Raw genomic sequence first — 13,442 nt, 5'->3', positions numbered from 1 at the left:
ATGAAAGCTGCCCTGATGATCAGAGCAACGCAGGGGTTTGAGTTCCGATTTTTTAGATACGCAGGCTGCCGCGGGTGCGCAACGGTTCCATCAGCCAAGCATTTTAAGGCATCAGGCCGCGTAGAATCAGGTTGGAAATGAGCCCGGGAGCCTCTTCAACAACATCGAGGTTGTACTGCAACAGCAGAGGATTGATGAAAGGCCGTAGAGCGAGATGAATCGATTCCACTGTCTCGTCCAACGGTGTCTTGCGCTCAAACTCACCGAGTTCCCGCCCCTCTCGCACGATCTGCAGCACGAAGCTCTTGATGCGCGCGTCATAAACTCGTGAGCTGGGCCAGCTTTCCGAAGCGGCGAACGCCGCGATGTCGTAAAGTTTTCGGTCATTAAAAAACAGGTCTACACCCGTGGTGATCAAGGTTTTGACCAAACGTCGGAAGCGCTCAGTCGGCGAGAGACCCTCAACATTGATGGCCTGCTCAACAGCCGCAACGATTTCCGACAGACAATTTCTACAAATAGCCTCACCAATCGCCTGCTTGGAATCGAAGAACTTGTAGATGTAAGCCTTGGAAAAACCGATGGCTTTGGCCAGGTCGGAGACTGTTGTCTTGCTGTAACCGTATTGACTGAAATGTTCGTTGGCCGCCGCGACAATCTGGTCTCGGATGTCGTGATCGGCTGGGCCACGGGCGCTGGGCGAAGAAACTGATGGCTGGTTCATGCGAGCAGCTTACGCACCCTGAAGGTAGTTGACAACTTGTGACCAAATTGTAATATCGTCACAAATCGATCATTCCGAAGGTATCACATGCACCCTCCTCGTTTTGCCGTCTTGCTGTGTTTCGGTATGGTTGCGGGTTGCGCAGTGGGCCCTGACTATTCAGAGCCCAACGTGGAATTGCCTGAGCATTTTTTGGCGCAAACATCTACAGCACACCAGGTTGATGCAGCACCCACTGATCTCGCCGCTTGGTGGAACGCGTTCAATGACCCCGTACTCAGTCAGCTGATCAATCGAGCACTGGAACAAAATCTCGATTTAGCTCAAGCAACAGCAAGGATCGAGCAGGCTCGCGCGGGTTTGGGGGCAGCTGACGCAGCGCTTTTGCCATCGGCTACAGTCAATGGCCAAGCGGCGAGAGCCCGGCAGTCCGTAGAGACACCGTTGGGCCAAGTACTGAATTCAGACCCATCCTATAATCGCTACGGTAGCGCCTATGAGGCGAATCTGAACGCAGGCTGGGAGCTGGACGTATTTGGCGGACTACGCCGAGGCAAAGAGGCAGCCTTCGCCGATTATCAGGCCTCCCAAGCCGGAGCGATTGCCACCCGCCTCGCGGTGGTAGCGCAGACAGCAGACCTGTACATCAGCATCCGTGGCCTGCAAGCGCGCCTGGAAATTGCCCGAAAGCAGGTAGACACGCGACAACAACTGCTCACCACCATCGAGCACCTGTATGCAAAAGGATTAGCTGCCGAACTACAGTTGAACCAGACCCAAGGGTCGCTGAATCAAGCACAGGCGACCGTGCCGGCACTGCAGGCTGGCCTTGCAGCTGCGATGAATGCGCTGGATGTCCTGTTAGGCAAACCGCCGGGTACTTACAGCGCGCAATTGATTAAGTCGGCGCGCATCCCTGATGTGCCAAGTCTCGCCGACTTAGGCTCTCCGGCCGATCTGCTGCGTCGGCGTCCAGATTTGATCGTCGCTGAGCGCCGACTGGCGGCATCGAATGCACGCATCGGCGAAGCCATCTCCGAGTACTACCCCAAATTTTCTGTAGGTGCGCTGCTAGGCAGCGCTACGTCGGTATCCGGCGGGAACCTTTTCAGCAACGGTGCCAGTCAGGCCTCGGCGGTCCTGGGACTACGCTGGAGGCTGTTCGATTTTGGCCGCATCAACGCCCAAATTGACTTGGCGAAGGGTCAAGAAGCCGAAGCGTTAGCCGTTTACCGCCAGTCAGTTCTGCGGGCCTGCGAGGATGTCGAAACCGCTTTTTCGGCACTGATCAACCGCGAGCAGCAATCCGAAAAGCTAGCCCAGGGCGAGTCTGCTTATGCGAAAGCACGAGCGACGTCGTTTACCGCGTATGAAAAAGGCGTTGTCAGCCTGATAGAAGTTTTGGACGCCGATGAAAACCTTTTAGCGGCATCTGATGGTAGAGCCCAAGCACAAACTGAATCGGCTCGCGCTGCAGTGGCCACATTCAAGGCATTGGGCGGCGGCTGGCAGCGCGAAGACTCAAATGACCGCTTGATCTCGAGTGCGCAATGAAGCCAAACCTACTGAGCAACAGCGACTTGATTACGTCCCAGCGCCTTGGCTCGATACAGCGCTTTATCAGCATTGTTCATCAAGCTGTGCAGATCTTTATTACCGGCATCCGTTGACGCTACGCCGAGGCTTGCTGTTATGCAGTGAACAGGCTCGATCATCAATCCAGCAATAGTCTGGATGAGCTGTTCTGCAATCTTGACGGCGGCCTCAATGGAGGTGTCCGGGAGTAGAACGGCGAATTCTTCTCCACCTAACCGGCCGTGGATATCCGTTGCACGAAAGGACGAACTGATGACCACACCCATTTGACGCAAAACCTGATCCCCAACCTGATGGCCGTAGGTGTCGTTGATATGCTTGAAGTGATCCATGTCCAACATTACGGCGCACAACCCTAACCGGTTGGTTTCACATTCGTTGTAGAGCTGCTGGGCATGCTCGAAAAAAGCTCGTCGACTCTTCAGGCCGGTCAGTTCATCCGTTTGTGCTGCACGGGTTGAAATGCTGTTCGCATGTTCCATTTCACGGGTTAGTCGAAAGGCGGTTTCCAGTGCCTCGGACATTTTCCTTGTAGCGCGGGCAACAAATGACGCGAACACCAAAACCGAGAGTGCCATGCCGACTTGAATCGTCGACGATTGAAACAGCAGCCAGGCGGTGCACGGCAACAGAACCAGTCCAATGGACACGAGTGTCATATAGAGGTAGGCCGAGTAGCAGGACACCGCGCTGACAGACATCCCGACAGCAAAGAGCATGACCAACGCCTGCGACAAAAGATCGTCTGCTGGCATGACAATGAATGCGCCTCCCCCCCAGATACTGGCGGATAACACGAGCGTGCTCCAGTATTTGCGCTCCCAGCGTTGAGGTGTACGTTCACTTTCGTCGCTGCGAAAATAGGCAACAAACATCGAAATGCGTAACAGCGTCGATCCGGCCAGTATGGCCAGCCACCAAAGAACAACGCTGTGTTCAAAACGATCCCAACACAGCCAACACAGCATGATGGCAGCGAGGTAGCTACCAAAAACCGCAGAAACTGATTGGCGAAATAGTTGATGCAATCGGTCAGCTCGCACCTGCCCGGCTATGAAAAACTCTTGGTCACTCCGAGATCCTGGGCCATCCATGTGATCCACCTGATCATGACTCAACTAAAAAAAACGATTGTGGCACCCTGCCACTAACGCAAACAACCGGATTACGCTCATGGCCGTCCGCAAAGCTCCTGGAGAATGGCCCCACCTCGTGGCCAAGCCCGAACGCCAACCAGTTCAATGAGCTGCGCTCCTGTCGACCCATGAGGAAGAGTGCCCACTTACATCGACTTGACCGACACCACTTCCACAAACCTGAATTTTGTTCTGGCCGCCTTAGTAGCTTCTTGCTCTGCAACCAGGGAGCTCAGCGTATCGGCCTCATGTACTATCTCGTGCATCTTGCCTTCAAACTCATTTCCTACCCGCAGCGTGACTCTCAACCTGGGCGTGAAGCCTTTTGAGACTATCTTTTTCTTCGCTGCCTTTACCGGTTGCACGATCACGACATCCGGGACGGAGTCTTGCACGTGTGAGGTAATTGCCGGCGCAAGGGGCTCAGGATCACCGAACAGTGCCCGGCGCATCTCTTCTTCCGTCAATTGTGTATTCATATCGTTTCTCAGAAGGGTGTTATCTATAACCTGACCGATTCTATCAGCATGACCGGACGCTCTGTCATGCCTTCGTCACACCCACCCGGCACAATGCGGTCAGCCAAAGGGATTTGGCCCCATCGACAGAGAGCCCGGCTAAGTGCCGGGTTTTTTTCGTTCCATCGACATGCTTTTCACGAATTGCTCACAGAACGGAGCGCAGATTGAACGGACAAAAGGATTTGACCCCATACAGAGAGCCCGCCATGCGCGGGCTTTTTGTTGTCAGACTTGCAGCGATATCGCTACAAGGCAAAAGGGGTAATCGAAGCTCTATCCTCGGAAGTTCGAATTACCGGCTAGCAAACTGTTATGCCCTCCCCCATCAGAAATCGACGGTGGCCGACAGTTGCAGGGTCCGAGGGTAGCCTGGCGAGAACGCACCATACGAGGCGACACCCGACCAGTACTCACGATCGAAGACGTTCTGAACCGTGGCGCGGAACGTCGTCGGTCGACCCTCAATTTTGGTGGTGTAACGAGCCCCCGTATCGAAACGCGTCCAAGCATCCAGTTCCTGGGTATTAGCCTGATTGACGTATTGGCTGCCGGTGTAAATCGCCCCCCCGGTGAGGGTAAAGCCCTCCAGCCACGGCGTATCCCATTCAGCCCACAGGTTGGCTTGTACGTCGGGCACGCCTACCGGTTCATTGCCTCTATTAGCGGCAGTGGCCGAATCAGTCAGCTCGCCATCGAGGAAGGTCACTCCGCCCATCAAGCGAGTGCCCGGTGCCACTTCCCCGAACATGCTCAACTCCACGCCGCGGTTGCGTTGTTCTGCCTGAACCGAGAACACATTGCCTGCGCCCATTTCGCCACTGGGCTTCTCAATCTGGAACAACGCCAGGGTGGTCATGAACGTGCCATGTTCATATTTGACGCCAAGCTCGTGTTGCTTCGACTCATAAGGTGCGAACGTTTCGCCGGCGTTGGCTGCCGTGCCTGGTGCGATATCACCTTTACTCAAGCCCTCGACGTAGTTGTAGTAAAACGAGACGTCTTCCCAGGGCTTGACCACCACACCCACCAGCGGAGTTGTGGCACTGTCGTCGTATTTAGAGCTGACCGAGCCTGCCGCATTGTAGTTACGTGACTCGATGTCTTGCTTGCGCACGCCCAAGGTCAACTGGATACGGTCGTCCAGCACAGACAGGGTGTCGGTCAGCGCGACGCCAGACAGCTCCGATTCGGAAATGCGCAGCACTTTTGGTGCATTGATGAATTGCTTGGGCACATCCACCGGGTGGTAGATGTTCGAACGGATTTCCGTCCCGTTGTTGATCCCCCGAGACAGTTCGTCCTGATATCGGGTCGCCATCAACGTGGTCGTATGGGTGACGGGACCCGTAGCGAACACGCCGCGGATACCCACATCCGCCGTCGAGCGATCAACGTTGAATTTGTAGTAACCGGGAATATTGCTGGTATCACCTGCGTCGTTAAGAATTCTCGGCACTTGGTCGGACATCCGCTTGACGTCTGATTTTCCGCCACCGGCATGAGCGAAAACGGTTACCGCATCACTCAGATCATATTCACCACCCAGCAATGCCGACTGCTCTTTGGTGTCCGACCATCCCCATTTCTGCGACAGGTTGGTACGGCCATTGGGTGCGGACGGAACATCAATGCCCGGCGCGACAGTGAAGGGCCGCGAGGCTGCATCAAAGCTTTCTTTCTGGCTGATGAAGTCAAGGTTCAAGCGCAACCGCTCGCCTTGGTAATCGAGCGCAATGGCACCGATATCGACCGCTCTTTCCTGATCATCAACGGCAGTGTCACCGCCCTGAAGGCTGCCGTTGAAGCGCACGCCAAACTGATTCTCGTCGCCAAAGCGACGGCTGATATCCAGATGACCGCCCACTTGCGAGTCCGATGCGTAACTGGCCGTAAAGCGGGTCAGGTCTTCGGCAAGTGGCCGCTTGGGAACGATATTGATCACGCCACCGACACCACTGTTTGGCGAGATCCCGTACATCAAGGCACCCGGTCCCTTGAGGACTTCGACGCGCTCGGCATATTCGGTGAACACCCGGTAGTTGGGCGCCACGCCATACATACCGTCGAAGGCCAGCTCGCCCAGGTTGCCTTCGCCAACCGGGAAACCGCGTATGAAAAAGGAATCAACAATGCCACCGGTTTGACCGGTAGAGCGGACGGAGGGATCGCGCTCCAGAGCATCGGCAACTGTCACCGTTTGCAGGTCGGCCAGGGTCTTGGCGGTGTAGCTGGTCACGCTGAAGGGTGTGTCCATCACATCCTTGTTGCCCATCATTCCCAGGCGCGCGCCGCGGGCAACCTGACCACCGGCAAGGACTTCCGGAAGCGCGCTCGGACCGCTGTAATTGGCATTGATGTTGGTTGCGCCCAACGTCAGGCCATCTGAACCGACCTCCGGGTGATGAGCCAATGTGTAACTGCCATCTTCGCGCTGGACCAGATCCAGTCCGCTGCCTGCCAGCAGTCGCGCAACCCCTTCACGGCCCGAGTAGGTACCGGACAAGCCTGGGCTATCCAGCCCCTCAGTCAACGTAGGTTCAAACGACAATGCAATGCCTGAGTCCTTGGCAAAGGTGGACAGCGCGCCCGTCAGTGGACCAGCTGAAATGTTATAGGTCTTGGCAGCGACAGCATCCAGTTGCTTGGGGCCTGCGGCCCAGGAGTTGGCGCTTCCTGCAGCCAAGACGAAACTCAGCATAGCGGTACGGATGGCCAGTGTTAACACGCGCTCACCGCAAGGTCGACTTGCAACAGACATGACGAATGGATCCTTTTGACTAAGGTAAAATGGTTATCACTCTTATTTGCCAGTCGAGATACAAAAAAGTATCACCTTGAGGGAATTTTTTTCAGAGGGCGGATTACTCAGCGCAAGGAATGTAAATCCAGTGGGCGTTCGGCCGCACTGTAGCTATTGGATGGGTCATCACGAGAATGCTGAATGCAGGCTCGGTCGTTTACCGAATCCGTCGGGAGAGCCGAACCGTACTGCTAAAGCCATGGCGGCTGCGCGGAAACGATGCAACGAAATCTGCAGCTTCAGCCCCCGCATCGATAGACCGGTGCGGGGCGACTAGTGGCGGAAGCTATTGCTTGGTGATGTTCTCACTGTTGAGGCGCGCAGACTGGATCAAGCTCATGTTGCCGATCTGTTGGGCACAAGATCACGCTGGGCCAACATCCAGTCATGCAGAGCTTCAATGACGCAGATTCAAGGCTTGATCTGGCCCTGATTAGCGCAAAAAGAGCCTAGCCCGAGCAACACGGCCGAACGTTTGGGTTTCAGGTACGACTCGATCCGCGTCAGGGTGCAAGGCGCCAGGGCTTGCAATGCCGCAGGAAGCGGTTCCTGGACAAACAGCAGGCCCGGCGTATGGGCTACGCTGCTGGCTTGCGACTCGGTGATCGAACTGACGGGCCGCCCCATGTAATAGACCAGGCGAATGTCCGCAGTTCCCAAGCTATAGGCCGGGAAGTTTGGGTACGCATCGGTGGCGGCTTTTATCTGCGCAAATCCTTCGATCCGATGGGCAAACACCCGCCCTTCAAGACCCAAGTAGAACAGCGTGTAGCCCGCCAGTACCACGGCCGGAACAATGCGCAGACTCCAGCGCTGCCAAGGGTGCCGGGCCTGGGTCAGCAGTTGGCTCCAGCGCCAGGCCAACAGCAGGGCGATGGCCGGGTAGATAGGCAACAGGTATTTGGCGTGCTTCTCGGTGAACAGCGAGAACAGCAGCAGCGGCACCAGAATGCAGCACAGCAACAGGGTCAGCTGCGGGCTCAGGCGGATGGCGTGCCAGAGTTGCCGCGGCCGCACCAGTAGTATCAGCCAGAAGGGAAAGAAATCCCCACTCAGATACAACAGATAGGCGTACCAGGCTTCTGCCCCCTGGCCATTGATTTTCTTGACGATGTCTTCGTTGAGGATGGCCGACCAGACGCTCCAGCCCTCCTGCAGGGACACCGCCAGATACCAGGATATCCCGACCAGCACCGCAAGCATCCAGCCCCAGCTGTCACACAGAAAAGCTCGGGCCAGACGATCGCGGCTGATCAACGCATAGACCAGTATCGGTGCGGTCACCCACAACAGGCAGACCGGCCCCTTGGTCAGCAAGGCACAGCCGAGCAGCCCGTAACTGAGCCAGACCCAGCCGCGACCGCCTTGCGCGAACAGAAAGCGCCATGCGCAAAACAGCGCCAGCAGACACAGGCCGGTCAAAGGCATTTCTATTTCCGCCCGGCGGGCAAACAGGCTGAACCCGGCATTCGCCGCCAGGAACACCACAGCCAGCAACGCCACTTGTCGCCCGGCGAATGCACAAGCCTGGCGATACAAGGTCAGACAACACAGCGTCGCAAACAGCGCCGAAGGCAGGCGCACGCTCCATTCGGAGAGGCTGCCCAGCAGTGACGTGCTGACCAGGGCCAGCCAATAGAACAACGGTGGTTTGGACAGGTACAACTCGCCGTTCATGTACGGCAACAGCCATTGGCCAGCCTCGTGCATTTCCCGTGTCGTCACGGCGCGCCGGGCTTCATTGACGCTCAGGAACGGCAAACTCCCCAGTCCCCAGTAAAACAGCAGCAGGAGCAACACTGCCACGCCCAGAGTTGGCCAATCCAGCGCGCGCCGCGCCGCTTGCATCGGCCGGAACGCCTCGCCTTCAGTTCTCATACGCGCCTCACTCCTTCCCCAAGATGCACGAGAATGCGTGAGTCTGCTCAACGGGCTCATCGTGTTTTCGTGAACTAATAACAACGGCACTCGCCAATAGCGCGGGCAAGTACAGGGCTACTTTTGGCAGATGGGCAAGTTGCACGAATAGCGCCACCGCCCACATGAAAAGTGGAGGTTTGTCTGCGTAAGCCAATTGCTCTAACCGCGAAGTAGATAGTCGTATCCGCACCGATTCAGTCCTTTTTTTCCAGCTCGTGGCTTTCCTGCTCACGATGTTTTGCAATCAATTGCAAATTGCGCAGGTACACAATAAAACCGAAGGACTGGCCGACTATGAAAACCGGGTCTTCGCGGTAGATTGCGTACGCCAACAACAGCGCACTGCCGACGATACTCAGGTACCAGAATCCAACAGGGATCATGCTGCGTTTTTTGTATTCGCTGTATAGCCACTGCAAGACAAAACGCCCGGTAAAAGCCAACTGGCCAACGAAACCAACGGCCAACCACAAAGTTTCTCTGCCCATGTCAGACCTCAGTTTCTTGGGCGTTGACTTCCAGGCGGGTGCGTTTTATCAGCCACCACACCCCGAACAAATCAACTATGCCCACAAGGGCCCGGTCGAGGTTTCCGTAGTTGGAAACCCCTGCACCGCGCTCACGGTGGTTCACTGGTTGAATCAACATTCGGCCGTTGTGACGACGGATCAGCGCAGGAATAAAACGGTGCATGTGATCGAAATACGGCAAGCGCAGAAACGCCTCCCGTTCAATCAATTTGATGCCGCAACCGGTATCGGGCGTTTGGTCTTTCAGCAGGCGACTGCGCAGCTTGTTGGCAAATCGCGAAGCCCAGCGTTTGCTCGCCGTGTCCCGGCGGTTCACGCGGTGACCCGCCACCAGTTTGACCCCGCCGGGTTTACCCTCCGAACCACGGACCAAATCGAGCATTTTCGTTAGATCGGCTGGATCGTTCTGACCATCGCCATCAAGGGTTGCCAACCAATGCCCACGTGCCACTTCAGCAGCGTGGTAAATCGAGGTGCTCTGCCCGAGGGAACGAGCATGACTGAGCACCCGCAACTGACTGTAGCCATTACCTTGTAATGTCCGTAATTCGGTGGCTGTGGCATCGGTGCTGCCATCGTCAACCACTATGACTTCAAAGGTCTCGTCGGCCAGCGCTACACGCACTTCCTCCAGAAGTGGAATGAGGTTACCGGCTTCGTTTTTTGCCGGAATCAGGACCGACACATAAGGCGTTTCTTGCATGACATTTCCGTAAAAAAAACTGAGGTGTGAGCGGCTAGACGCCGTAATAGTTGCGGTACCAATCGACAAAACACTGCACGCCGCCGGCCCTAAGGCCCATACACGGTAAAGAACCGCAAACCGGTAACGGGAATGCCATAGAGAGGGGAGTAAGCGTGGGCCATCAATTCATTGGCGCGCTTGGTCGCGGCATAGAACGACATCGGCAGGTGTCAGGATGATCGATCGAATAGCGCACACCGGCTTGGGCTGCCGGGTGGACAACGTGTTCGAACTCATTTTCAGCAAACAAACCCAGCAGTGCTTCTTTGTCGACCACATCCAGCAACTGGAACTCGAAATTGCGGCGGTCGACGTCAATGAATTCAGAAAGCACAATGGCGGCGTTTCCACCGGCAACACGACTAGCGTTAACATCCTTGCCACACATCCGACGACACGCTTCTACCAAGCCGACATAGTCGTTACTAACAACGGTCACTTCCATAAATCACTCTGCTTGTTTGCAAGGCTCTTCTGTACCTGCGGAGGCTTATAATCAAAACGAAATGAAAAATTTGTGAGCGGCAAAGGTAATAGCGAAAAAAAACTTTAAATAATGCGTTTTAGAGCAGAACAGGTTTCAGGAGGCCACCTTAACGAACCCGTTTGTTGCCGTTTAACTACCGAGGCTGACTCATGCCCCATGCAGGTCCCGTCCAGGGTTCGAGCGTAAGAATTCTGATTTATCTTCTATTCACGATCCAGCTCATCTCCATGGGTGCGATGGAAATGAGCGGCCCATTCTGGCCCGTCCACCTGCGTGGGCTGACCTCTTCTGAATCGGTATTCAGTTTCGCCAGTATCGCCGTCTACGTCGGGCCGATGCTGGGTATTATTCTGACCAGTGCCTTTTGGGGGCGTATCGGCGACCGGTACGGCCACAAGTTGATGATGATCCGCGCCCTCGCCGGTTTGTCGTTGACCCAGCTTGGGCTGGCGCTGTCCGGCGACATCTGGGTCATCCTGATCCTGCGTTTTCTGCAAGGCGCCTTCGCCGGGTACATCGCCCCGGCACAAGCTTATGGTGTCAGTATCGAAGCACCTTCCCGGCGGGCGCGGCTGTTCGCGATCCTGCAGATATCGACTAACGTCGGTTCATTGCTCGGCGCGGTGGTCGGCGGTCTGATCCTCGACTATGCGACGTTCTTCTGGATCAACATCATCGCCTCGGCACTGTGTGCAATGTGTACCGTAGTGGCGGCGATGACGTTGCCAGATGTGCCACCGGTGAAGAAAACAACAGCCGCCAACACCCCTGCTGCGGCTGGCCGCACCGACAGCGTCTGGCAAAGTTCTGCGCTGTTGTCGCTGCTGAGCGTCATGGGCATTTTGCTGTTGGCGCGGACGCTTCCGCAGACCTCGTTCTCGCTGTATGTCCGCTCGGTGTTCGACGTCAGCAACTCGGTCGTCGGCCTGTGTTACGGCTTGCTGGCATTGGGTTTCATTGTTTCGGCAACGGCGTGGTCAAGGTACTTCGAGCACCTCACCCAGCAGGAAACCCTGCAACGCGTCACTTACGTCGTCATCGGATTCATCGCCCTGACCGCCGTGGCAGGTGTCACACGCAACGCGTTCGTGTTTGTCATCGCCTATTTCATCTGGGGAGTGCTGCTGGGTGCCACCACGCCCGTGCTGATGGCCTTGATCTCGAAAACCGCCGACAACTCGCAACAGGGCCATGTGTTGGGGATTGCACAAGGCACCGCGCAATTCGCGTCGATCGCGGGCATCTCGGCGGGTGGCCTGCTTAGCCAGGTCTATGGTTTGCAGTACACCTACCTGTTTGTTTGCCTGGCCTATACGGTTGCGCTGATTCCCATCGTCGCCCTGCGTTACTGGCCGGTGGTCATGCAGCCTGGCCAGGCGCCACCCGGCGACTGACTCAAGAGCAGGATGCTGAATCACGCTTGCGTCACAGGCTTGTTGTCAATTAGCATTGGGAATACTTCTCAATTGCAAAAAACCTGCAGCCATGAGCGAAACCCTTTCCGCGAATAACGACAATCATCTGCGCGTGATCGAGGCACTGTACAGCGGCCATCACGGCTGGCTGTACGCCACGCTCAAGAAAAAACTGGGTAACGCCATGGATGCGGCAGATCTGGCGCAGGACACCTTCACCCGCATCCTCGCCTCCCAGGTCACGACCATCGACCAGCCCCGGGCCTACCTGACCTGCGTAGCCAAGGGCATTCTGATCAATTGGTATCAGCGCAAGGCCCTGGAACGCGCCTACCTGGACGCACTCGCGCATCTGCCCGCCCAGGAAGTGCCTTCGGCCGAATTGCACTTCATGGTGCTGGAAACGCTGCACGAGATCGACGCGATGCTCGACACCCTCCCCCCGCTGGTCAAGCGTGCGTTTTTGCTGTCGCAGATCGGCGGGCTGAAGTACGACGATATCGCCGGGCAACTGAACGTCTCTCTGATCACCGTCAAGCGCTACATGAAACAGGCTTTCGTGCAGTGCCTGATGCTGGTGGAATGAATGCTCACACGTCGCCATGAGCCACCGCTCGACCCCAAAGTCCTCGAAGAGGCCGCCGAGTGGTTGATGCGCCTGAGTGAAAACGACCTCAGCGACACCGAACGCGCGCAATGGGAATGCTGGAAAGTCAGTAGCCCCGAGCGTGATCGGGCCTGGTCCCGCGCGCAACTGCTGCAACGCAAGCTCGGCGGATTGCCACCGTCGCTGGCGATGTCGGCACTGGACCGCCCGAGCAATCCCGAACGCCGCATGGCACTGGGGAAACTGGCCATGCTGCTGGCAGTGCTCCCCGCCGGGTGGGGCAGCTGGAAGCTGGTGGAATCGCAGCAATGGTCGGCCGACTACCGGACGGCCGTTGGCCAGCGGCGCGAGCTGACCCTGGCTGACGGTTCGCACATCACCCTCAATACCGACACAGCCATCGACGTGCTGTTCGACGCCAATCAGCGGCTCATCAACTTGCGCGAAGGTGAAATCCTGGTGCAGACCGCGCCAGATATTTCACCGCTGCCCCGCCCCTTTCTGGTCGGCACACGCCAGGGCCGGATGCAGGCGTTGGGCACACGGTTTACGGTTCGCGAACAACAGCCGCGTACCCATCTCGCGGTACTGGACGGCGCCGTGAGGGTTGAATTGGCAGATAGCCGTGAGGCAACGCCGATCATCGTCAATGCCGGGCAACGCACCGATTTTTCATCACAGACCTTTGGCCAACTGAGCCCGAGCGATCGCTACGCCGGTGCCTGGACCCGAGGCATGCTGATGGCCGACAAAATGCGTCTGGCGGATTTCGTCGCCGAACTGACGCGCTATCGCAGAGGCTTCGTACGTTGCGATCCGGCGATTGCCGATCTGCGTATTTCCGGCGCCTTCCCCATCAGTGATACCCAACGCACGTTGAACATGCTGACCCAAACCTACCCGGTGCTCGTCACCGGCCACTTGAGCGGTTACTGGGTGACGCTCTCTGCGGCTTGACCTC

Annotated in this window: 12 protein-coding genes and 1 pseudogene; 4 read left to right on the top strand and 9 right to left on the bottom strand. The window is 56.7% G+C overall.

The features are described 5' to 3' along the window. Window positions 1-103: 103 nt before the first annotated feature. The gene (locus tag PMI27_RS24865; RefSeq protein WP_008154144.1) at window positions 104-724 is read right to left on the bottom strand and encodes a TetR/AcrR family transcriptional regulator; all 621 of its coding nucleotides are present in this window, start codon (window positions 722-724) and stop codon (window positions 104-106) included. A gap of 87 nt (window positions 725-811) precedes the next feature. Between PMI27_RS24865 and PMI27_RS24870 the strand changes: the two genes are divergently transcribed. Then, a complete protein-coding gene (locus PMI27_RS24870; protein WP_008154148.1) occupies window positions 812-2,278 on the top strand; it encodes an efflux transporter outer membrane subunit in 1,467 nt (488 codons plus the stop codon). Window positions 2,279-2,286: 8 nt separating this feature from the next. On the opposite strand, the gene PMI27_RS24875 is transcribed toward PMI27_RS24870, so the two are convergent. From PMI27_RS24875 to PMI27_RS32385, 8 genes and pseudogenes are all read right to left on the bottom strand, one after another. Further along, entirely contained in the window at window positions 2,287-3,414 is a 1,128-nt protein-coding gene (locus tag PMI27_RS24875; RefSeq protein WP_008154150.1) for a GGDEF domain-containing protein, read from the bottom strand. 188 nt (window positions 3,415-3,602) lie between these two features. Beyond that, window positions 3,603-3,935 (bottom strand): hypothetical protein, encoded by a 333-nt coding sequence (locus tag PMI27_RS24880; RefSeq protein ID WP_008154152.1) that lies wholly within the window; start codon window positions 3,933-3,935, stop codon window positions 3,603-3,605. A 367-nt stretch (window positions 3,936-4,302) separates the two neighbouring features. Then, window positions 4,303-6,735 (bottom strand): TonB-dependent receptor, encoded by a 2,433-nt coding sequence (locus PMI27_RS24885; RefSeq protein WP_008154153.1) that lies wholly within the window; start codon window positions 6,733-6,735, stop codon window positions 4,303-4,305. 453 nt (window positions 6,736-7,188) lie between these two features. Next, window positions 7,189-8,655, bottom strand: coding sequence for an ArnT family glycosyltransferase (locus PMI27_RS24890; protein ID WP_008154154.1), 1,467 nt, complete (start codon window positions 8,653-8,655; stop codon window positions 7,189-7,191). 236 nt (window positions 8,656-8,891) lie between these two features. Continuing rightward, window positions 8,892-9,185 (bottom strand): lipid-A-disaccharide synthase N-terminal domain-containing protein, encoded by a 294-nt coding sequence (locus PMI27_RS24895; RefSeq protein WP_008154156.1) that lies wholly within the window; start codon window positions 9,183-9,185, stop codon window positions 8,892-8,894. Window position 9,186: 1 nt separating this feature from the next. Further along, window positions 9,187-9,930, bottom strand: coding sequence for a glycosyltransferase family 2 protein (locus PMI27_RS24900; protein WP_008154159.1), 744 nt, complete (start codon window positions 9,928-9,930; stop codon window positions 9,187-9,189). A 92-nt stretch (window positions 9,931-10,022) separates the two neighbouring features. After that, window positions 10,023-10,136 (bottom strand): annotated as a pseudogene (locus PMI27_RS32390) (NAD-dependent epimerase/dehydratase family protein); the annotation flags it as partial. Then, complete coding sequence (locus tag PMI27_RS32385) at window positions 10,094-10,417, bottom strand: NAD-dependent epimerase/dehydratase family protein (RefSeq protein ID WP_443200776.1); 324 nt, start codon at window positions 10,415-10,417, stop codon at window positions 10,094-10,096. The gene PMI27_RS32385 and the pseudogene PMI27_RS32390, both read right to left, overlap by 43 nt. Window positions 10,418-10,608: 191 nt before the next feature. On the opposite strand from PMI27_RS32385, the gene PMI27_RS24910 reads away from it, so the two are divergent. The 3 genes from PMI27_RS24910 (at window position 10,609) to PMI27_RS24920 (ending at window position 13,438) form a co-directional block, all read left to right on the top strand. After that, window positions 10,609-11,853, top strand: a complete 1,245-nt coding sequence (locus tag PMI27_RS24910) for an MFS transporter (protein ID WP_008154163.1) — start codon at window positions 10,609-10,611, stop codon at window positions 11,851-11,853. Window positions 11,854-11,944: 91 nt separating this feature from the next. After that, entirely contained in the window at window positions 11,945-12,460 is a 516-nt protein-coding gene (locus PMI27_RS24915) for a sigma-70 family RNA polymerase sigma factor (RefSeq protein WP_008154164.1), read from the top strand. Further along, window positions 12,461-13,438 carry a FecR domain-containing protein gene (locus tag PMI27_RS24920; protein ID WP_008154166.1) on the top strand — a complete coding sequence of 326 codons (978 nt, stop codon included), beginning with the start codon at window positions 12,461-12,463 and terminating at the stop codon, window positions 13,436-13,438. The last annotated feature ends 4 nt before the right edge of the window (window positions 13,439-13,442 follow it).

This window comes from Pseudomonas sp. GM41(2012), from assembly GCF_000282315.2.
Taxonomy (GTDB): Bacteria; Pseudomonadota; Gammaproteobacteria; order Pseudomonadales; family Pseudomonadaceae; genus Aquipseudomonas.
The sequence above is the reverse complement of the archived record's forward strand: the minus strand, read 5'-3'. Positions and strand labels throughout refer to the sequence as shown.